Below are 19,309 nucleotides of genomic sequence, written 5' to 3'. Positions count from 1 at the left end.
TTGCAACGCGCGGCGGACGGGGGCAACAGGCGGCGCGATGAACGCCCTCCCCGCACCCCATTGGACCGTCTCGCCGGGCCTGACCGACTATCCGGCCGCGCTCGCCGATATGGAAAAACGCGCGGCGGCGATCTATGCGGGCGATGCCGGCGAGCGCATCTGGCTGCTCGAGCATCCGCCGCTGTATACCGCGGGCACCAGCTCGGATCCCGCCGAACTGCTCGACCCGCGTTTCCCGGTCTACGCCGCCGGGCGCGGCGGGCGCTACACCTATCACGGGCCCGGTCAGCGCGTCGGCTATGTCCTGCTCGACCTCGCGAAGCGCGGGCGCGACGTGCGCGCTTATGTCTCGGCGCTCGAGGGCTGGGTGATCGACGCGCTCGCGGGCCTCGGCGTCGAAGCGCGGCGGGCCGAGGGGCGCATCGGCATCTGGACCGACGACGAAAATGGCCGCGAGGCCAAGATCGGCGCGATCGGCGTGCGCGTGAAGCGCTGGGTGACCATGCACGGCTTCTCGCTCAACGTCGCGCCCGATTTGGCGCATTTCGGCGGCATCGTGCCGTGCGGCATCGCCGAATTCCCGGTGACCAGCCTCGCCGCGCTCGGCAAGGCCGCAGGTTTCACCGAGGTCGACGCGGCGCTCGAAGCCGCCTTCCCCGCCTTTCTCGACAAGCTGGCGGGCAGCGACTAGGAAAAAAGCCATGACCCGTATCGCTATTGCCTCGCTGCTGCTCCTCGCCCTCGCCGCCTGCGGCAACGAGCCCTCGGGCAAGACCACGACCAAGCTCGACGCGGTCGAGGTCGAGCCCGGCACGATCAGCGATTCGATGATCATCCTCGACGATGCGAGCGGCGACGGCACCGCGGTCGATAACAGCATCCCCGACGACGGCACGGCCAAGCCCGCCGAGAAGAAGGACGAGGAAGCGACCGAAGGCAGCGCCGAGTCGAAGACCGCGGGCGAAGGCGAAACGATTTCGACGCCGGTCGCCAAGAAGACCGAAACCTCGGCACCGGCGGCGAAGAAGGCCGGCGAATAGGCTAGCGCAGCCCCAGGGTCTTGTGCGTCTGGAGCGACAGGCGCCAGCGCGGGTCTTCCATCACCAGGTCGATGCACGCCTGCACGTTTGCGGCGGCATCGGGATCGTCGAGCGGCTGGACCAGCCGATGCGCGAAGTCGAGTTCGGCGAGGCGTGCGACATCGCTGCCCGGCTGCGGCCAGACCAGTTTCAGCTCGTCGCCGCTCGTCTGCACCAGCTCGCTGCCGGCCTTGGGGCTAACGCAGATCCAGTCGATGCTGCGCGGGATCGCCAGCGTGCCGTTGCTCTCGATCGCGATCGTGAAGCCCTCGCCATGCAGCGCGTCGATCAGCGCATCGTCGACCTGCAGCATCGGCTCGCCGCCCGTAAGGACCACATAGCGATCTTCCGCTCCCTCGCCCCAGCTTTGCGCGATCGTCGCAACCAGCGCGGCCGCGTCCCCATATTTGCCGCCGAGCGTGCCATCGGTGCCGACAAAATCGGTGTCGCAGAATTGGCAGATCGCCTTGGCGCGATCCTTCTCGCGCCCGGTCCACAGGTTGCAGCCGGCGAAGCGGCAGAAGACCGCGCGGCGGCCCGCCTGTGCCCCCTCGCCCTGCAGCGTGAGGAAAATCTCTTTGACCGCATAGGCCATGGTCAGGCGTAGTGCGTCGGGTCGGCGAGCCCCGCGTCGGCGAAGCCCTTACTGCGCAGGCGGCAGCTGTCGCACGCGCCGCAGTGCAGCCCCCCGGGGGTCGGGTCATAGCACGACCAGCTCATGCCGGCATCCATGCCCAGCCGCGCGGCCTCGGCGGCGATATCGGCCTTGGTCATATGCTGGAGCGGCGCATGGATACGGAAATCGACACCCTTGTCGCCGTCGCGCGTCGCAAGCCGCGCGAGTTTCTCGAAGCCCGAAATGAACTCGGGGCGGCAGTCGGGATAGCCCGAATAGTCGAGCGCGTTGACCCCGATGACGATGTCCTGCGCCGCCCTTGCCTCGGCGAGGCCGAGCGTCAGCGACAGGAAGATCAGGTTGCGGGCCGGGACATAGGTGACGGGGACGTCGTCGCCGACGCCGTTTTTGGGCACAGCGATATCGTCGGTCAGCGCCGAGCCGCCGAACCGGCGCAGGTCGAGGGGCAGCACGATATGTTCGGCCGCCCCCACATAGTCCGCGATGCGCGCGGCCGACTCCAGTTCGACGCGGTGGCGCTGGTTATAGTCGATCGTCAGCGCGACGATGCGCGCCCCGGCCTCGCGCGCGAGTCCCGCACAGACCATCGAGTCGAGCCCGCCCGAAAGGAGGACGATCAGGGTTTTTCCGGCAACATCGCGCATCGGCGCCAGATAGGCCCGCGCCGCCGGGGGCGCAAGTGCTGCACCGCACCAAAGAAAACGGGCCGCACGGGGTTTCCGTACGGCCCAGTTCGGCATGAAAGCCGTTAGGGAGAAGGACACACATCGGTGCGTCGTTCGCTCTTCTTACCAGCCTATGGTTAACAAATTTGTTGCGCCCGGTCAGCGCCCGTCGCCCGCGGGGCAGGCGCCGATGCGCCGCGCCTCGATCGCCTGAGAGAAGGGCTTGCCCTCGGCGATGCCCTGCGTGTCGATCTGGACGAGACGGTTGGTTTCGGAGCGGATCGTCGTGCGGCCGTGCCCCGCGCCTGGGCAAGTATATTGGACGGTGACCGATTTCGCGCCATCCTCGATCACGAAGCGCGAACAGGTGCCGCGCGGGTGATAGAGCTGGATCATCCGCCGCGCGTCGCCGACGCACATCGACTGGACGACCTTGTCGCTGTCGCGTCCCTTGAGCTGCCACTGCCCCTTTTCGAGGCGATCGAGCATCGCCAGCGACGGCGCCTGCGCAGGCACAGCGGACGCCCCCGCGAGGGCACACGCGGCGAGGCCATATTTCGTCATGGGAGAGAAGATCGCCATTTCACCCTATCCATCGGCTGCCCTTATCGCGGGCAAATGCGACCCTGTGAGCGCAAGGTAGCGATTCGGCGGCGCGATTTCAACCATTTGGCGCTGAAACACTTCGCTTCGTCGCCAATGGGGTCAGTTAGGCGTGGCGATCTCTTCGAGAGGGATCGGGAAAATCCGCGAGCAAAAGGCGCAATCGACGACGATATTGCCCGCCTCGTCGGCCATGTCGACGCGCTCGCTCTCGGGGAACTGGCGCAGTACGCCGGCATAATAATCGGCACTGCATCGGCAGCCGCGCGACACGCGTGCGCCCGGCTCGATCCGCACCTCGTCCTCGTGGAACAGCCGCCAGGCCAGCGTTTCGAGCGAATGCGCCGGGTCGGTCAGTTCCTCGGGCTTCAGCGTCGCGGCGATGGTGCGCGCATGCTCCCATTCGGGATGGTCGTGGCGTGTGTGCAGCCGGTCGCGCCCGACCTCGCCCTCGGGCAGGTGCTGGAGCAGCAGCCCGCCCGCGACGCAGCCGGCCTCGGCATCGTGGCGCGCGGCGAGGCGGATCAGGCTGGGAATCTGCTCGGACTGCTCGAAATAATGTTCGGCCGCCTCGCCGATCGACGTCCCTTCCAGCGGCACGATGCCCTGATAGCGTTCGTCGGTCGCCGGCTGGTCGAAGGTGATCGCGAGAAAGCCTTCTCCAAACAGCGCGAAGAGCGTCGGATCGGGTCCGACCTCGACCAGCCGCTCGGCGTCGAACTTGAGGTAGCCGCGCAGCTCGCCGCCGCGATAGTCGCACACGAGCAGCTCGACCGGCCCGCCGCCGGTCTGCGCCTGCAGCGTCAGCTGTCCACCCTCGGCCTTGAGCGTCGAGCCGAGCAGGACCGTCAGCACCAACGCTTCGGCGAGCAGTTTCTCGGCCACCGGCGGATAGCTGTGGGCGCTCAATATAGTGTTGAGCGTGGGCCCGAGGCGCACGAAGCGCCCGCGCACATGGCGCTCGGCGATGGTGAAGACCAAAGGCTGGTCGAACCAGGTTTCGACGGTCTCGCTCATAACTTCCCCAGCGCCCAAAGCAGGACGGATTTCTGCGCATGGACGCGGTTCTCGGCCTCGTCCCAGACCCGCGACTGCACGCCGTCGATCACCGCGTCGGTCACTTCCTCGCCGCGGTGCGCGGGCAGGCAGTGGAGGAAGAGCGCGTCGCCCTTCGCCGCGCCCATCAGCCGCTCGTCGACCTGATAGGGCGCCATCGCCGCGACCTTGTTGTGCGCATGATCCTGCCCCATCGACACCCATGTGTCGGTGACGACCAGGTCGGCGCCAGCGACGGCCTCGCGCGCGTCGCGGAGGATGTTGATGCGCGCGCCTTTCGCACGCGCCGCCTCGACGAAGGCCGCCTCGGGCTCGTAACCTTGCGGCACGCCCGCGCGGACGTTGAAGCCGAACAGCCCCGCCGCCTCGATCAGCGACGCCAGCACATTATTGCCGTCGCCGAGCCATGCGAGTTCGAGCCCGGGCAATGCCTTGCCGCTTTCGACGATCGTCAGCAGGTCGGCGACGATCTGGCACGGATGCGACAGGTCGGTGAGCCCATTGATCACCGGCACGCTAGCATATTCGGCCAGTTCCTCGGCCTTCGCATGATCGTCGGTGCGGATCATGATCGCGTCGGCATAGCGCGACAGCACGCGCGCGGTGTCGGCGATCGTCTCGCCGCGGCCGAGCTGGGTCGTCCCCGCGTCGAGGATCATCGCCACGCCGCCCAATTGGCGGATCGCGATGTCGAACGAGGCGCGGGTGCGCGTCGAATTCTTCTCGAACACCATCGCCAGCACATGGTCGGCAAGCGGCTTGTCGGCATCGGGCTTCGCCTTCGGCCAGCCGGCGCGCGCGGCCTTGCGGTCGATCGCGTCCGACAGCATCGCCGCGATCGCATCCCCGCCCGCGTCGGACAAGTTGAGGAAGTTCGGCATTATGCCCTCCGTTCCACGGGAACGGAAACCATCAGGACTCGGGCGGCGTATAGCTCGCCGCGCCCGCCGACAATTTCTCGATGCACTCGTTGATGTGCGCTTCCTCGATGTTGAGCGGGGGCAGGATGCGGATGACATTGTCGCCCGCCGCCACTGTCAGCAGCCCGTGATCGTCACGCAGATGCGCGACGAAGGCGCGGCTGTCGCTCTTCATCTTGACGCCGAGCATCAGCCCCATGCCGCGCACGCTCTCGAACAGATTGTCGTGGTTCGGGATCAGCTGCTCGAGCGCGCCGCGCAGGCGCTCGCCGGTCGCCTTGACGCCTTCGAGGAAGCCCTCCTCGAGCACGACGTCGAGCACCGCCTGCCCCGCCGCCATCGCGAGCGGGTTGCCGCCATAGGTCGAGCCGTGCGTCCCGATCACCATGCCGCGCGCGGCCTTTTCCGTTGCGAGGCACGCGCCCATCGGGAAGCCGCCGCCGATGCCCTTCGCGCTGGCGAGGATGTCGGGGGTGACGCCGAACTGTTCATAGGCATAGAGCGAGCCCGTGCGCGCGACGCCGCACTGGACCTCGTCGAACACCAGCATCAGGTCGCGCTTGTCGCAGATGTCGCGCAGCGCCTGGAGGAAGGGCTGCGACGCCGGGCGGATGCCGCCCTCGCCCTGCACGGGCTCGAGCAGGAAGCCCGCCGTATTGTCGTCGACCAGGTCGAGCGCGGCATTGACGTCGTCGAACGGCGCATAGGCGAAACCGGGGAGCAGCGGATCGAAACCCTTGCGCAGTTTTTCCTGGTTGGTGGCGGAGATCGTGCCGAGCGTGCGGCCGTGGAAGGCGTTGTTGAAGGTGATCAGCGTATGTTTGTGGGCATTGCCCGCGCTCGAATGATAGGCACGCGCGGTCTTGATCGAACATTCGACCGCTTCGGCGCCCGAATTGGTGAAGAAGACGGTGTCGGCGAAGGTGTTTTCGACCAGCCGCGCCGCATAGGCCTCGCCCTGCGGGCTGCCGTACAGGTTCGACACGTGCATCAGCGTCGCGGCCTGATCCTGGATCGCCTTGGTCAGATGCGGGTGGCCGTGGCCGAGCAGATTCACCGCGATACCGCTCGCGAAGTCGAGATAACGCTCGCCGCGCTCGCCGATCAGATAGGCGCCCTCGCCTCGCACCGGACGCACACCGCACCGGGGGTAAACGGGCATCAGCGGCGTGATCGACATGTCGGGCACCTTTCCAGAAATCAAAAAGACCGGCCAAAGCAAAAAGGCGACCCCCTACGGGCCGCCCTTGGGTCGGGCGGCCCCTATACTGCCGCGCGCTTGGCCGCGTCAACACGGCGCCGCGCAAGGCAACCAAGGCACAGGCGCGGCGTATGAGCGAGGATGCGATACCGGTTCGCCCTTGCCTTCACTGCGCTGCTGCTCACCGGCTGCGACGGGATGCCGCGCGATGCGGCCGGTACGACCGAAGGAATTGAGCGGACGCACACGATGCGCGTCACGGTGCTGCCGGGCACCCCAGATGTACGACCAGCGCTGGCTTTGCTCGACAGCTATGCGCGCAAGCATGACGCGCGGGTCACGCTCGTCGCGATCCACGGCGAACATGCGCATAAGGCATTGGAAGATGGCGAGATCGACGCGCTGATCGGTCATTTCGCCAAGGCCTCGCCCTGGCAGGCCGATATCTCCCTGTCGAAACCCGTCGCGCGAGGAGAGCCGGACGACAAACACCGGCCGGTGCTGCGCATCGCGCGTCGCAACGGCGAAAATGCGCTGATTCTCGCAACCGACCGGCTGGTCGCCGAGAGCGCGCAATGAGCTTGCACAGCGGAATCCCCGCGGCGATCGAAGCCGACGTCCGACGCGGCGAGCGGCTCGAATGGTGGACTCTACTGTGGATCGGCAGCGTCGTCGTCGTGATGGCGCTGGTGATGGGCGCGAGCCAGGCGATGAAATCGGCGGTGATCGAGGATGTGCTGAGCCTGATCCCCGCGATCGTCTTCCTGCTGTCGGTGCATTGGGAGCGCAAGCACGCCAACAGCCGCTTCCCCTTCGGCTATCGCCGCGCCAACAGCCTCGCCTTCCTCGTCGCCGCGACCGCCCTCCTCGCGGTCGGCGGCTTCCTCGCCTATGAGAGCGTCACGACGCTGCTGCGGCAGGAACATCCGACCGTCGGGGGCATCACCCTCTTCGGCCACACCATCTGGCTCGGCTGGCTGATGATGGCTGCGCTCGTCTATTCGGTGATCCCGCCGCTGATCCTCGGGCGGATCAAGCAGCCGGTGGCGAAGCGCATCAACGACAAGGTACTCCACACCGACGCGCTGATGCAAAAGGCCGACTGGCAGACCGGCCTCGCGGCGATTGCGGGGATTACCGGCATCGGGCTCGGCTGGTGGTGGGCCGACGCCAGCGCGGCGCTGTTCATCGCGCTGTCGATCATCAAGGATGCGGTGGGGGCGCTGCGCCAAGCGGTTGCCGAATTGCTCGACGGGACGCCAAGAGCGCTGGATTCGAACGAGATCGCGGACGACGCCAAGGCGTTGATCGCGGCGCTGAAGGCGCGCTTCGGCGATGGGGAGGTGCGGCTGCGCGAAACCGGCCGCTATATCGCCGCGGAAGTCGATTGCGCGCCGCCAGCGGCTGTTCCCACCGCTGCAGAGCTCATGGGTGATAAGGCTTGGCGGTTAGCCAGCCTCAGTTTTCGACCGGAATAACCATTGACCCGTTCGTGTCGAGCGTAGTCGAGACACGCGCGGGCACGCGCTCCCCATGGGTGTCTCGACTGCGCTCGACACGAATGGGAATAGGGATTGCGTGCGGGAACTAAAGGCTCTTCGCCGCTTCCATTGCCAGCGCGACCGAGTGCTTGCGCGCCTCGTGATCGTACATCGAGGATGCCACGACCACTTCATCCACTCCGGTGCGCGCGACGAACGCCTTGAGCCCGTCGCGGACATCATCGACGGTGCCGACCGCCGAACATTGCAGCACATGGTCGAGGATCGCGCGCGCATTAGGCGGCAGGCTGTCCTTGTAACCCGCGAGCGGCGGTTTCATCTTGCCAGGGTTGCCGGTGCGCAGCGCGACGAACGCCTGCTGCTGCGACGAGGCGAGCAGTTCGGCCTGCTCGCGGGTGTCGGCGGCGAAGATGTTGAACGCTGCCGCGGCATAGGGCTCGGCGAGCTGCTCCGACGGCTTGAACTGGCGGCGATAGACGTCGAGCGCCTCGTCGAGCGCGTCGGGCGCGAAATGGCTGGCGAACGCGTAAGGCAGCCCGAGCATCGCCGCGAGCTGCGCGCCGAACAGGCTCGACCCCAGGATCCAGATTGGGACGTTTGTTCCCTCGCCCGGCACCGCGCGGATGCCGAGCCGTTCGTCGCCGGCGAGGAAGGCCTGCAATTCGACGACGTCCTGCGGGAATTGCCGCTCGTCGCTGGCGAGGTTGCGGCGTAGTGCGCGCGCGACGACGCCGTCCGAACCCGGCGCGCGGCCGAGACCGAGGTCGATACGGCCCGGGAAAAGTGCTTCCAGCGTGCCGAACTGCTCGGCGATGACCATCGGGGCATGGTTGGGCAGCATGATCCCCGCCGAGCCGATGCGGATGCTCGACGTCGCATGGCCGATATGCGCGAGCACGACTGCGGTCGCGGCGCTGGCGATCCCCTGCATGCCATGATGCTCGGCGACCCAGTAGCGGCCGTAACCGAGCGCCTCTGCGTGCCGTGCGAGATCGGCGGCATTGGCGAGCGACTGAGCGATCGTTCCGGTGTCGGTGACGGGTACGAGGTCGAGCAGGGAGAGTTTCAGCATGAAACCGATATGCGGACGCAGGGCGCCCGGTTCAACCATAGCGCTTCGCAGGCGCGGCCAAGAAATTCTACGCCCGCTCGTCCTTCGGCGATTCCATCAGCACATAGGTGGTGATCGAATGCACCTGCGGCAGCACGCCGAGCACCTCGGTGTGGAAATGCTTGTAGGCCGCGAGGTCTGCGGTTTCGATGCGCAGCAGATATTCGATCGTGCCGGTGATGTTATGGCACTCGCGCACCTCGGCCGCCTCGGCCATCGCGGCTTCGAAATCGCCCTGCGCCTTCTTGGTATGGGTCGACAGCCCGACCGCGACATAGGCCATGAAGGTCAGCCCGAGCTTCGCGGGGTCGAGCACCGCGCGATAGCCCTTGATCACCCCGCTGCGTTCGAGATCCTGCACGCGGCGCAGGCACGCCGAAGGCGACAGCCCGACGCGCTCGGCGAGCTCGAGGTTCGAGATTCGCCCGTCGCGCGACAGTTCCTGCAATATCTTGCGGCCAATGGCGTCGATCTTGGTCATCGATTGCATAATCTAGCCGATAACTACGTATCTTTGCAATCCGTCGCGCATCGAAACGCATTATGTTGCGCGCATGGAACAGACCACTCTCGCCGCGCTCTCCGCCTTCGCGCTCGTCTCGTCAATCACGCCGGGGCCGAACAATATGATGCTGATGGCATCGGGCGCCAATTTCGGCCTGCGCCGCACGGTGCCGCATGCGCTGGGCGTCGGTTTCGGCTTCACGCTGATGATCGTCCTCGTCGGGGTCGGGCTGATGGGGCTGTTCGATTTGTTCCCGGAGCTCAACACGGTGCTCAAGATCGTGAGCGTCGCCTATCTGCTCTGGCTCGCGTGGAAGATCGCCAATGCCGCGGCGCCCGGCGAGGGCGAGAGCCCGCGCGGTAAGCCGATGACCTTTGTCCAGGCGATGCTGTTCCAGTGGGTCAACCCCAAAGCGTGGACGATGGCGTTGTCCGCCATCGCGCTCTACGCGCCCGACCGCAATTTCGTCGCGGTACTGCTCGTCGCGATCGTATTTGGCATCGTCAACCTGCCCTCGACGAGCATCTGGGCGGTGATGGGCACCGCGCTGCGCGGCTGGCTGTCGAGCCCGGCGCGGCTGAAGGCGTTCAACGGGACGATGGCGGCGCTGCTCGTCGGATCGCTTGCGCTTCTGATCTGATCGCTTAAATCCCGGCGCGACATCGCTCGCGACCGGAGAGACAAGATCATGCAGACCCGCCGTCTTGGCAAAAGCGCCATCCATGTGTCCGATATCTGCATGGGAACGATGACCTTCGGCAGCCAGACCGACGAGGCCGAAGCCTTCCGCGTCCTCGACCGTTGCTTCGACGAGGGCATCAATTTCTACGACACCGCCGAGGGTTATCCGGTGCCGCCCGATACGAAGTGGGTGGGACGCACCGAGGAGATCGTCGGGCGCTGGCTGAAGACCAAGCCGCGCGATGCGATCATCCTCGCGACAAAAGTATCTGGGCCGAGCCATGTCTGGTTCAAGTCGCCGTGCCGCAATGGCATGACCGCGCTCGACCGCAAGAATATCTTCCAGGCGATCGACGACAGCCTGACGCGACTGCAGACCGATTATGTCGATCTCTACCAGACGCACTGGCCCGACCATGATGCGCCCTATGACGAGATGATGGACGCGCTCGACGAGCTGGTCCGCGCGGGCAAGGTGCGCATCCTCGGCTGTTCGAACGAGACGAGTTGGGGGCTGATGAAATCGCTTGCGGAGTCGGAGCGCTTGGGCGTGGCGCGCTATCACACGATCCAGAATAATTTCAGCCTCAACAACCGCCGCTTCGAGGATGAACTCAAGCAGGTGTGCCGGCAGGAAGGCGTCAGCCTGATCCCCTATTCGCCGCTCGCCGGCGGTGTGCTGTCGGGCAAATATCAGGGCGGCGCGAAGCCCGACGGCGCGCGCTTCTCGCGCTATCTCGGCATGGAAGGGCGGCAGGCGGCGATGGGTCGCCGCTTCGTCAACGACAAGAGCCTCGCCGCGACCGAGCGTTATCTCAAGATCGCCGAGGAGGCGGGGCTGCATCCGGTTACGATGGCGACGGCCTGGTCGAAGCAGCATGATTTCGTCGCCTCGACGATCGTGGGGGTCAGCGTTTATGACCAGGTCGATCCGATCCTGGCGGCCAAGGATCTGGTGCTGAGCGACGATGTGATGAGCGCGCTGCACCAGGTGAGCCGCGACATTCTTTATCCGATGGGGTGAGCGCCTTGCGTCGCGGGGGGCCTTTGCTATCCTGACCGGATTATCCCGGAAGGAAGCCCGATGTCCCCCGCCCGCCGCACCTTTTTCGCCCTCGCCGCCTTTGCCAGCATCATCGGCACTGCGCACGCCGCCGACCCGACGATGTTCCGCGACGCCGGGTGTGGCTGCTGCCTCAAATGGCTCGCACTGGTGAAGACCTCGTTCGGGGCGAAGGTGACCGTGGTCAACGCGGCCGATATGGACGCGGTCAAGGACAAGCAGGGCGTCCCCGACGCGCTGCGCAGCTGCCACACCGTCCTCGTCGGCGGTTATGTGATCGAGGGGCATGTCCCTGCCCGCGAAATCGCCCGGCTGCTCAAGGAAAAGCCCAAGGGCGTCAAAGGCCTCGCGGTCGCGGGCATGCCGACGGGATCGCCGGGCATGGAGTATCGGAATATCCGCGAAGCCTATAAAGTCATGACCTTCGGCCCGGGCGGCCAGCGCATCTATGCGAGCTACGCCGCGAGCGGCGGCTGAACCGCCGCCGCCCCATACTCAGGCCAGCTCGGCCTTGAACAGTTCGAGCATGCGCCCCCACGCCTTTTCGGCCGCCGCCTCGTTATAGGCGCGGCCGTCGGGCGGGCACCAGCCGTGCATCGCGCCGGCATAGACTTCGACCTCGTGCCAGTGGGGCGACGGCTTCAGCGCCTCGGCCAGCAGGACCTTCTCGTTCGGGGTTTCCTTGTCGTCGTTGTCGGCGATCGCGAAGAGATAGCCCGCGTTGGTATCGTCGATCAGCAAATGCGGGCTGTCGGGCTTGTGGGTCGCGACACCGCCGCCGTGGAAGCTCGCCGCCGCGCCGACGCGGTTCGGGTTGAGCGCGGCGGTGTAGATCGTCATCGCGCCGCCCATGCAATAGCCGGTGGTGCCGATCCGCCGCTTGCTATCGACCTCCTTCTGCGCGTCGAGAAAGGCGAGATGCGCTTTGGCATCGGTCTCGACGACCGGCCGGGTCAGCTGCTTCAAGTAGCCGAAGAGTTTCTCGCGCACTTCGGGATTGCTCCAGTCGTTCGCGGCGTCGACCACCGGCGATTTCTGCCAGCGGTAGAAGGGGTTTACGGTCAGCACCGCATAGCCCTCGCCCGCCAGCCGGTCGGCCATCTGGCGAAAGGCGGGGCGCAGGCCGCGGATGTCGGGCCACACGACCACGCCCGGATGCTTGCCCTCGGCGGGCGCGACGAAATAGGCGTCGCAGGTGCCGTCGGCGGTGGTGATCGTCACGTCGCGGCGCACCAGCGCCCTGCCCTCGATCGCGCGCGCGGGCAGCGCCGCCATCAACGCGCCGGCGCCCGCGAGCGCGGTAAAGCCGCGGCGCCCGACGGGCAGCCCGGCGCGGTCGAGGTCGGCTTCGGTATCGTGGGTGCACATGGCGTCTCTCCTTGGGGGGCTTTTCGAAAGCGGCGGAAAACCGCCGAACTTAATAGTGGATTCGCGTTTTAGTTCTGGATCCCCGGCGAAAGCCGGGGTCCATGGCGACGAAGGCGCGCAGCTCGACTGGGCCCCGGCTTTCGCCGGGGAACACGCATTGTTTCGCGCACAGGAAATGGCAGAAAACTGCGTAACTTCATTCGTGATCGACCTTTTCGGCTCTGCCCAAGGCGGGCGTAGCTTGGAGTCGTCATCACGCTAATATGGCGATGTTTTTTAGGACAGCGCTTTTTGCATCCGATCCTCCCTGTGGCGCAGCCATGGGGAGGTGGCAGCGGCGGAGCCGCTGACAGAGGGGCGATGACCCGGCGTCGCTGCCCCTCCACCACTCGCTTCGCGAGCGGTCCCCCTGCCCATCGCTCCGCGACAGGGAGGATCAGGCGGAAAACAGCGGAAGCGCGATCTCGTCGAAGCTCAGCGCCACATGGTGCACGCCGACCTGGCGGAGCATCGCGCCATGCGCGGCGCGGTCGACGATGTGGCCGGCGCCGCAGAAGCCGATGACGGTCATCCCTGCGGCGATCGCAGCGCGGGCGCCGGTCGGCGAATCCTCGATCGCCAGGCACTGCGCCGGATCGACGCCGAGCCCCTTGGCGGCGGCGAGGTAGATGTCGGGAAAGGGCTTGCCGCGGTCCCAGCCGTCGGCGCTGTAGACATGCCCCCCGAAATGATGGCCGAGCCCGAACAGCCCAAGCGCCCAGCCGATATATTCGGCGCGGCTCGACGAGGCGATCGCGCGCGGCATCGGCCCCAGCGTACGGAGGAAGGCGGACGCACCGGGCACCGCGTCGAAGCCCTCCATGAAGCGCGCCCTTGCCCGCTCGCGGTGCCGCTCGCGGAAATCGGCGGGCAGCGGGCGGCCGAAGCGCGCCTCGATCCGCCGCTGCGTCTCTTGCCAGTTGTGGCCATAATAGTCGCGCAAGGATTCGTCATAGGTCGTCGGCATGCCGATCTCGGTCAGGCTTTCGGCGAGCGAGAGGTTCGCGCGCGCCTCGCTGTCGGCGATGACGCCGTCGAAGTCGAAGATGATGGCGACGGGGGTCATCTGCGCGGGTCCTGTTTATGCGAATGCAACCTGTCGGCGCTAAAGGCCAAGGCGACAGGAGACGCAATCATGAAGTTCATCGAGCTCAAATCCCGCGGCGGCAATTATCTGGTCGTCGCCGACAATGTCGCGTGGCTGCGCGACTATGAGAACGGTCAGACGCAGATCGGCATGGTCGGCGGCGCGCCGCTGCTGATCGTCGGCAAGATGGAGGAGATTGCGGCGTCGATTTTGGAGCAGGCAAACAAGGGGAATTGAAGTGGTCGATCAGAAATAGGAACGGTCACTCTTCGCGATGTCGGGGGCCTCTCCAAGGCAGCTTGGACGCAGCCTCGTCAGACATGTCGACGCCGTGTTCCTTCGCAAAATCAGGATCGATCCAAGCTGAAATCACCTTTGGTGCTGGCTTCAATTCATCTACTTCAAAATCAAAAGTGTCTTCTGGCTCCAACCCGAGAACGAATGCCTCGAAATTGTCAGCGACATGAGTAATCCGATAATCGCATTCCTGGTCAACATGAACGACCTGGGGTTCACCGGATGGCCCGCATTCGCGATAGTCGAGGCAAAGCATGTCGTGACCAGCTGAGGGGCAGTCGCCGAAGTAAATCCCGATGTCTGGATAACCCCATTCGTCATTGGATTGACGGCTCCCAAGCTCGCCGCACAGCGACCATATCTTTGTCCGGCCGATCCCCTTAAAACCCGATATTGCCACGTGATCCTCGGCCCACGAGGTCGGCGTGGAAGTTCGGTGGCAAGTGTTGAGGGGACAACCGCCGTTTTGCGACTGCATCAACTCGATATAAGCGAGAGGCAATTTATACCCGAGCTCATCTTCGACCGATCGGATGATCTCGGGAGTTGGAAAGGGCTCGACATACTCTTCATCGGCCCAATCCGAATCTTCCCAAAAGGCTGCAAGATCAAAGTCGTGGAATATCTTCGCCATGACCCAAGCTCCCGATCCAATTATTCCACCGTCACCGACTTCGCCAGATTGCGCGGCTGGTCGACATCGGTCCCCTTCGCCACCGCGACATGGTAGGCCAAGAGCTGCACCGGAACTGCGTACACCAAGGGAGCAATCAACGGATGCACCTTGGGCATTTCGATCGTAGCCATGCAGCCGTCGCCGGCCTCCGCAATGCCGTCGGCGTCGCTGATCAGGACGATCTTGCCGCCGCGCGCCATCACCTCCTGCATGTTGCTGACGGTCTTTTCGAAGAGCGGGCCGCTCGGCGCGAGGACAATCACCGGGACCGCCTCGTCGATCAGCGCGATCGGGCCGTGCTTCATCTCGCCCGAGGCATAGCCCTCGGCGTGGATATAGCTGATTTCCTTGAGCTTGAGCGCGCCTTCCAATGCCAGCGGATAGTCGGGACCGCGGCCGAGGTAGAGCACGTCGCGCGCCGGGGCGACGAGGTGGGCCATCGCCGCAATCTCCTCGTCGTGGCTCAGCGCGGCGTTGAGCGCGGCGGGGGCCTCGATCAGATGTTTGACGATCTCGCGCTCCTCCTCGGCGCTGAGCTTGCCTTTCTTGAGCGCGAGATGCGCGGCGAGCGCGGCGAGCACCGCCAGCTGGCAGGTGAAGGCCTTGGTCGAGGCGACGCCGATCTCGGGGCCCGCATGCGTCGGGAGCAGCAGGTCGGCCTCGCGCGCCATGCTGCTCGTCGGGACGTTGACCACGACGGCGATCGTCTGGCCGTTCACCTTGCAGTGGCGCAGCGCCGCCAGCGTGTCGGCGGTCTCGCCCGACTGCGAGATGAAGAGCGCGAGCCCGCCGGGCTGGAGCACCGGGTCGCGGTAGCGGAACTCCGAGGCGACATCGATGTCGACGGGCACGCGCGCGAAGGTTTCGAACCAATATTTGGCGACCATGCCGGCGTAGAAGCTGGTGCCGCAGGCGACGATGGTGATGCGGTCGATTATGCTGAGGTCGAAATCCATCTGCGGCAGCGCGACGGTCTGTTCGAGCGGGCGGATGTAGGAAGAGAGCGTCTGCGCGACGACGGTCGGCTGCTCGAAAATCTCTTTCTGCATGAAGTGGCGGTAATTGCCCTTCTCGATCGTCGCCGCGGTGACGCCGCTGGTGGTGATCTCGCGCGTCACCGGGTTGTTGGCGCTGTCGAAGATCTGCGCACCCTCGCGGGTGATGATGACCCAGTCGCCTTCGTCGAGATAGGCGATCTTCTGCGTCAGCGGGGCGAGCGCGAGCGCGTCGCTGCCGAGATAGGTCTCGCCCTCGCCATAACCGACGACGAGCGGCGAGCCGAGGCGGGCGCCGATGAGCAGGTCAGGATGCTGGCGGAAGGCGATGGCGAGCGCGAAGGCGCCGCGGAGTTGCGGGAGGACGGCCTGCACCGCCTCGGTCGGCGACCTGCCCGCCTCGACCTGCTCGCTGACGAGGTGCGCGACGACCTCGGTGTCGGTCTCGCTCTCGAAGCTGCGGCCGCGCGCCTGCAGCGCCTCGCGCAGCGGCTTAAAATTCTCGATGATCCCGTTGTGGACCAGCGCGACCTCGCCCGTCGCATGCGGGTGCGCGTTGCTCGTCGTCGGCGCACCGTGCGTCGCCCAGCGCGTGTGCGCGATACCGACGAGGCCGGGCGCGGGATTGCCTGCAAGTTCCTTCACCAGGTTGCCGAGCTTCCCCTCGGCGCGGCGGCGGACGAGCTGGCCGCCCTCGACCGTGCACACGCCCGCCGAATCATAGCCGCGATATTCCATGCGCTTGAGGCCGTCGACGAGGCGATCCGCGACCTGGTCTTTGCCGACGATTCCGATGATTCCGCACATGTGGGTCTGGCTTTCTATCAGAGCGTATAGGGGACGCGAATCCCCGGCATTTCGGCCGGAAAATCTTTGGTGTTGCGGGTAACGAGGACGCGTCCGCGGAGTTGGGCCGTGGCAAGAATGATGGCATCCATCGCCTTCATCCTTCCCCTCTCGCGGCGCAAGGCGGCGGCCCGTCGGCCGACCTCCGCATCGACTTCGTCGATGCTGAACCCCGATAACAAGGTTTCGGCCCGCCAAAGGCCATCACCGTCGCCTTTCGACATGACCTCGATCCACACGGCGCGGCTGATCCACGCGCGCGCGCCGAAATCGGTCGCGCGGTCTATTTCCGCCCGTGCCGGTCCAAATCCGGCCAGCGCGTCGATGATGATGTTGGAATCGAAGCTAAATCCGCTCACTTGGCACGCGGCTTTTTCGGTTCGGGATATTTCCCTGCCAACATGTCCAGATGAATTTGGCGCTGACGATCGTCTTCGGCATCAAACAGGTCAGGAAATTCGGCCTTCACATCCTCGTAATCGTCATCCCACGGACGGGTCCACGACGCGCGCTCGCGCCGCTGCCATTCGACGGCATCACCTATATCGGTGCGATCCCTCCATGCCCCAAACCCGATTTCAAGCCATTTCTTTCCGGTATCCGGATGCATTTCGGCGCGATAACCCCTCACCGCTTCGCGCAAGATCGCCGCCCGCGATTTTCCTTGCTCGGCAGCGAGCTGGTCGAGCCACTTGATGTCGTCGTCAGGCAGGTCGGCGAGGATCCGGGTCATTGATATACTGATATCATATCATGATATCATGTCAAGCCCGCCCGAAATTCCGGTCGACGAAATACATCGCGAACTGCACGGGATCCGCCGCCTCGCCCTGGCCCGCCGCGAAGCGCGCCTTGCCTTCGGCCCAGATCTTCAGGATCTGCGCCGGAAAATCTGGCGCAAATTTCATCTGCTGCGCGACGATCTGCGGCCATGTGCCTTTCAGCCCGAAGCTCTTTTCGAGGCTAGGCACCATAGCGGTGCAATAGGCGTCGGTCGCGGCGTCGAGATGGCCGATCGCCTTCAGCACATAGGCGTCGACGAAGCGCAGGAAGGGCTTGTCGGTGTAACGGTCGCTCATCGCGTCTTCTCCAATATCCACTCATCGCGGAGCAGGCCATAGATCAGCGAATCGCGGACGCCGATATGCGTTTGCCATTCGCCGCGCAGCCGGCCTTCGCGCTGGAATCCCAGCCTTTCGAGCAATCCGATCGAGCCGGGGTTTTCGGGATCGGTGTCGGCGAAGATACGGCGCAGCTTCATCTCGCCGAAACCATGGTCGATCACCCGTGCCACCGCCTCGCGCGCGATGCCGCCGCCCCAGCGATCACGGCGCAGGATATAGCCGATCTCCTTCACGTCGGGCTTTCCGTCGATCAGGATGACCCAGCCGAGCGCCGCGTCGTCGCCCGCGGTGATCGCCCAGCACAGAAAGCCCTGCCCTTCGGCGGCATTGCATTTGACATAGTCCGCGGTCTCGGCGAGCGATGCGTGCGGGCCACTCGACCACCAAGTCATGACCTCGGGATCGGACAGCACCGCGAACAGCGCCGGGGCGTCATCCTCGCGTAGCTGGCGCAGCACGAGGCGCGCGGTGGTCAGCGTCGGCGCGGGCATGGGGTTATTTGCCCGCCTTCTTCTTGCGCATCGTGTCGTGGAAACGGTCGGCCCAGCCGGGTTTGACCAGCTGTTCGGCGCGGACCATGCGCAGGTCTCCGGCGGCGACGTCGCGCGACACCGCGCTGCCCGCGGCGACGATCGCGTCGCGGCCGATGGTGACGGGGGCGATCAGCGCGCTGTTGCTGCCGATGAAGGCGTTCTCGCCGATCTCGGTCCGATATTTGAAATAGCCGTCATAATTGCAGGTGATCGTTCCCGCGCCGATATTGGCGCCTGCGCCGACGGTTGCATCGCCGAGATAAGTGAGGTGGTTCGCCTTGGCGCCCTTGCCGAGCACGGCCTTTTTGGTTTCGACGAAATTGCCGATCTTGGCCTTTTCGCCGAGAACCGTGCCGGGGCGCAGCCGTGCGAAGGGGCCAACCTCGCAGCCCGTGCCGATCGTCGCACCCTCGATATGGCAATTGGCGCGGATCTTCACGCCGTCGGCCACTGTCACGCCGGGACCGAAGAAGACATTGGGCTCGACCAGCACATCGCGGCCGAGCACCGTGTCCCAGGCGAACCAGACGGTCTCGGGGGCGGTCAGGCTGGCGCCGTCGGCCATCGCGGCGGTGCGGCGTTCCGTTTGCCACCAGCGTTCGGCGTCGGCGAGTTCGCCGCGGCTGTTGATCCCCTGAACCTCGAGTTCGTCGGCCTGCACCGATACGCAGCGCCGGCCGTCGCCCAGCGCGAGGTTGACGATGTCCACGAGGTAATATTCCTTCGCCGCATTGTCATCGGTCACGCGCGTCAGCAGCGCGAACAGGTCGCGCGAGCGCACCGCCATCAGCCCCGAATTGCAGTTCTGGCACGCGCGCTCGGCGTTGGTCGCGTCCTTATACTCGACCATCTTAGCGATCTGGTCGCCCTCGCCGCCGATCACCCGGCCGTAATGATGCGGATAGCCGGTGAAAAAGGTGAGGACAACGACGGCAGGATCGTCGTCGGCGTGGAGGCGGTCGATCATTTTGCGCATCGTCGCATCGGACACGAAGGGCACATCGCCATAGAGGATCAGAACATCGCCGTCGAAGCCCGCCAGCGCATCTTCGGCCTGCTGCACCGCATGGCCGGTGCCGAGCTGCGGCTCCTGCACCGCAAGGTCGGCGCTGCCCGCGAGCGCGGCTTCGATCTGCTCGGCCTTGTCGCCGACGATCACGACCTTCTTCGCCGGGTCGAGCGCATCGACGCTCGCCATCAGGTGCAGCAGCATCGGCCGCCCGGCGATCGGGTGCAGCACCTTGTGCGTGTCGGACTTCATGCGGGTGCCCTTGCCCGCGGCAAGGATGACGGCGGCGATCGGATTTCTCATGCGCGTGGC

General features: G+C 65.5%; 25 protein-coding genes. 8 read left to right on the top strand and 17 right to left on the bottom strand.

Annotation, left to right across the window (positions count from 1 at the left end):
• Positions 1-37 precede the first annotated feature (37 nt).
• Both lipB and BWQ93_RS21230 read left to right on the top strand, forming a co-directional pair.
• On the top strand, positions 38-691 hold the full coding sequence (gene lipB, locus BWQ93_RS04715; RefSeq protein WP_077029509.1) for a lipoyl(octanoyl) transferase LipB: 654 nt from the start codon (positions 38-40) through the stop codon (positions 689-691).
• Between the two features lie 10 nt (positions 692-701).
• Positions 702-1,040, top strand: a complete 339-nt coding sequence (locus BWQ93_RS21230; RefSeq protein WP_077029508.1) for a hypothetical protein — start codon at positions 702-704, stop codon at positions 1,038-1,040.
• 1 nt (position 1,041) lies between these two features.
• On the opposite strand, the gene queE is transcribed toward BWQ93_RS21230, so the two are convergent.
• The 6 genes from queE to BWQ93_RS04680 form a co-directional block, all read right to left on the bottom strand.
• Positions 1,042-1,674, bottom strand: coding sequence for a 7-carboxy-7-deazaguanine synthase (queE, locus tag BWQ93_RS04705; protein ID WP_077029507.1), 633 nt, complete (start codon positions 1,672-1,674; stop codon positions 1,042-1,044).
• Between the two features lie 2 nt (positions 1,675-1,676).
• On the bottom strand, positions 1,677-2,360 hold the full coding sequence (gene queC, locus BWQ93_RS04700; RefSeq protein WP_077029506.1) for a 7-cyano-7-deazaguanine synthase QueC: 684 nt from the start codon (positions 2,358-2,360) through the stop codon (positions 1,677-1,679).
• Positions 2,361-2,540: 180 nt separating this feature from the next.
• On the bottom strand, positions 2,541-2,945 hold the full coding sequence (locus tag BWQ93_RS04695) for a DUF3617 domain-containing protein (protein ID WP_232314738.1): 405 nt from the start codon (positions 2,943-2,945) through the stop codon (positions 2,541-2,543).
• Between the two features lie 141 nt (positions 2,946-3,086).
• Positions 3,087-4,001 carry an Hsp33 family molecular chaperone HslO gene (gene hslO, locus BWQ93_RS04690; RefSeq protein ID WP_077029504.1) on the bottom strand — a complete coding sequence of 305 codons (915 nt, stop codon included), beginning with the start codon at positions 3,999-4,001 and terminating at the stop codon, positions 3,087-3,089.
• Positions 3,998-4,921, bottom strand: coding sequence for an ornithine carbamoyltransferase (gene argF / locus BWQ93_RS04685; protein WP_077029503.1), 924 nt, complete (start codon positions 4,919-4,921; stop codon positions 3,998-4,000). Before argF ends, hslO begins: the two co-directional genes overlap by 4 nt.
• A 31-nt stretch (positions 4,922-4,952) precedes the next feature.
• Positions 4,953-6,140: an aspartate aminotransferase family protein gene (locus BWQ93_RS04680; RefSeq protein ID WP_077029502.1), complete on the bottom strand. Its 1,188-nt coding sequence runs from the start codon at positions 6,138-6,140 to the stop codon at positions 4,953-4,955.
• A 162-nt stretch (positions 6,141-6,302) separates the two neighbouring features.
• On the opposite strand from BWQ93_RS04680, the gene BWQ93_RS04675 reads away from it, so the two are divergent.
• Positions 6,303-6,740, top strand: coding sequence for a hypothetical protein (locus BWQ93_RS04675; protein WP_077029501.1), 438 nt, complete (start codon positions 6,303-6,305; stop codon positions 6,738-6,740).
• Positions 6,737-7,639: a cation diffusion facilitator family transporter gene (locus BWQ93_RS04670; protein ID WP_077029500.1), complete on the top strand. Its 903-nt coding sequence runs from the start codon at positions 6,737-6,739 to the stop codon at positions 7,637-7,639. Before BWQ93_RS04675 ends, BWQ93_RS04670 begins: the two co-directional genes overlap by 4 nt.
• 109 nt (positions 7,640-7,748) lie before the next feature.
• On the opposite strand, the gene BWQ93_RS04665 is transcribed toward BWQ93_RS04670, so the two are convergent.
• Positions 7,749-8,735, bottom strand: a complete 987-nt coding sequence (locus tag BWQ93_RS04665) for an LLM class flavin-dependent oxidoreductase (protein WP_077032204.1) — start codon at positions 8,733-8,735, stop codon at positions 7,749-7,751.
• A 67-nt stretch (positions 8,736-8,802) separates the two neighbouring features.
• A complete protein-coding gene (locus BWQ93_RS04660) occupies positions 8,803-9,255 on the bottom strand; it encodes an Lrp/AsnC family transcriptional regulator (protein ID WP_077032203.1) in 453 nt (150 codons plus the stop codon).
• Between the two features lie 73 nt (positions 9,256-9,328).
• On the opposite strand from BWQ93_RS04660, the gene BWQ93_RS04655 reads away from it, so the two are divergent.
• The 3 genes from BWQ93_RS04655 (at position 9,329) to BWQ93_RS04645 (ending at position 11,500) form a co-directional block, all read left to right on the top strand.
• Positions 9,329-9,919 (top strand): LysE family translocator, encoded by a 591-nt coding sequence (locus tag BWQ93_RS04655; RefSeq protein WP_077029499.1) that lies wholly within the window; start codon positions 9,329-9,331, stop codon positions 9,917-9,919.
• A gap of 99 nt (positions 9,920-10,018) precedes the next feature.
• The gene (locus BWQ93_RS04650) at positions 10,019-10,984 is read left to right on the top strand and encodes an aldo/keto reductase (protein ID WP_232314737.1); all 966 of its coding nucleotides are present in this window, start codon (positions 10,019-10,021) and stop codon (positions 10,982-10,984) included.
• A gap of 60 nt (positions 10,985-11,044) precedes the next feature.
• Entirely contained in the window at positions 11,045-11,500 is a 456-nt protein-coding gene (locus BWQ93_RS04645; protein WP_077029497.1) for a DUF411 domain-containing protein, read from the top strand.
• An 18-nt stretch (positions 11,501-11,518) separates the two neighbouring features.
• On the opposite strand, the gene BWQ93_RS04640 is transcribed toward BWQ93_RS04645, so the two are convergent.
• Positions 11,519-12,391 (bottom strand): dienelactone hydrolase family protein, encoded by an 873-nt coding sequence (locus BWQ93_RS04640; protein WP_077029496.1) that lies wholly within the window; start codon positions 12,389-12,391, stop codon positions 11,519-11,521.
• 436 nt (positions 12,392-12,827) lie between these two features.
• Positions 12,828-13,496 (bottom strand): HAD family hydrolase, encoded by a 669-nt coding sequence (locus tag BWQ93_RS04635; RefSeq protein ID WP_077029495.1) that lies wholly within the window; start codon positions 13,494-13,496, stop codon positions 12,828-12,830.
• A 69-nt stretch (positions 13,497-13,565) separates the two neighbouring features.
• Here BWQ93_RS04635 and BWQ93_RS04630 point away from each other — a divergent pair, with 69 nt between their 5' ends.
• Positions 13,566-13,754 carry a hypothetical protein gene (locus BWQ93_RS04630; protein ID WP_077029494.1) on the top strand — a complete coding sequence of 63 codons (189 nt, stop codon included), beginning with the start codon at positions 13,566-13,568 and terminating at the stop codon, positions 13,752-13,754.
• Positions 13,755-13,779: 25 nt separating this feature from the next.
• On the opposite strand, the gene BWQ93_RS04625 is transcribed toward BWQ93_RS04630, so the two are convergent.
• The 7 genes from BWQ93_RS04625 to glmU are packed head-to-tail and all read right to left on the bottom strand — an operon-like array spanning position 13,780 to position 19,300.
• Positions 13,780-14,448: an SMI1/KNR4 family protein gene (locus BWQ93_RS04625; protein WP_077029493.1), complete on the bottom strand. Its 669-nt coding sequence runs from the start codon at positions 14,446-14,448 to the stop codon at positions 13,780-13,782.
• Positions 14,449-14,468: 20 nt separating this feature from the next.
• The gene (gene glmS, locus BWQ93_RS04620; protein WP_077029492.1) at positions 14,469-16,292 is read right to left on the bottom strand and encodes a glutamine--fructose-6-phosphate transaminase (isomerizing); all 1,824 of its coding nucleotides are present in this window, start codon (positions 16,290-16,292) and stop codon (positions 14,469-14,471) included.
• A 17-nt stretch (positions 16,293-16,309) separates the two neighbouring features.
• Complete coding sequence (locus tag BWQ93_RS04615; RefSeq protein ID WP_077029491.1) at positions 16,310-16,690, bottom strand: PIN domain-containing protein; 381 nt, start codon at positions 16,688-16,690, stop codon at positions 16,310-16,312.
• Positions 16,687-17,064 (bottom strand): ribbon-helix-helix domain-containing protein, encoded by a 378-nt coding sequence (locus BWQ93_RS04610; RefSeq protein ID WP_077029490.1) that lies wholly within the window; start codon positions 17,062-17,064, stop codon positions 16,687-16,689. The genes BWQ93_RS04615 and BWQ93_RS04610 overlap by 4 nt, the downstream gene beginning before the upstream one ends.
• 31 nt (positions 17,065-17,095) lie before the next feature.
• Entirely contained in the window at positions 17,096-17,410 is a 315-nt protein-coding gene (locus tag BWQ93_RS04605) for a hypothetical protein (protein WP_077029489.1), read from the bottom strand.
• Positions 17,407-17,946, bottom strand: coding sequence for a GNAT family N-acetyltransferase (locus tag BWQ93_RS04600; protein WP_077029488.1), 540 nt, complete (start codon positions 17,944-17,946; stop codon positions 17,407-17,409). The genes BWQ93_RS04605 and BWQ93_RS04600 overlap by 4 nt, the downstream gene beginning before the upstream one ends.
• 4 nt (positions 17,947-17,950) lie before the next feature.
• Positions 17,951-19,300, bottom strand: a complete 1,350-nt coding sequence (gene glmU / locus BWQ93_RS04595; RefSeq protein WP_232314736.1) for a bifunctional UDP-N-acetylglucosamine diphosphorylase/glucosamine-1-phosphate N-acetyltransferase GlmU — start codon at positions 19,298-19,300, stop codon at positions 17,951-17,953.
• Positions 19,301-19,309 lie beyond the last annotated feature (9 nt).

Source organism: Sphingopyxis sp. QXT-31 (genome assembly GCF_001984035.1).
Lineage (GTDB): Bacteria > Pseudomonadota > Alphaproteobacteria > Sphingomonadales > Sphingomonadaceae > Sphingopyxis.
The sequence above is the reverse complement of the archived record's forward strand: the minus strand, read 5'-3'. Positions and strand labels throughout refer to the sequence as shown.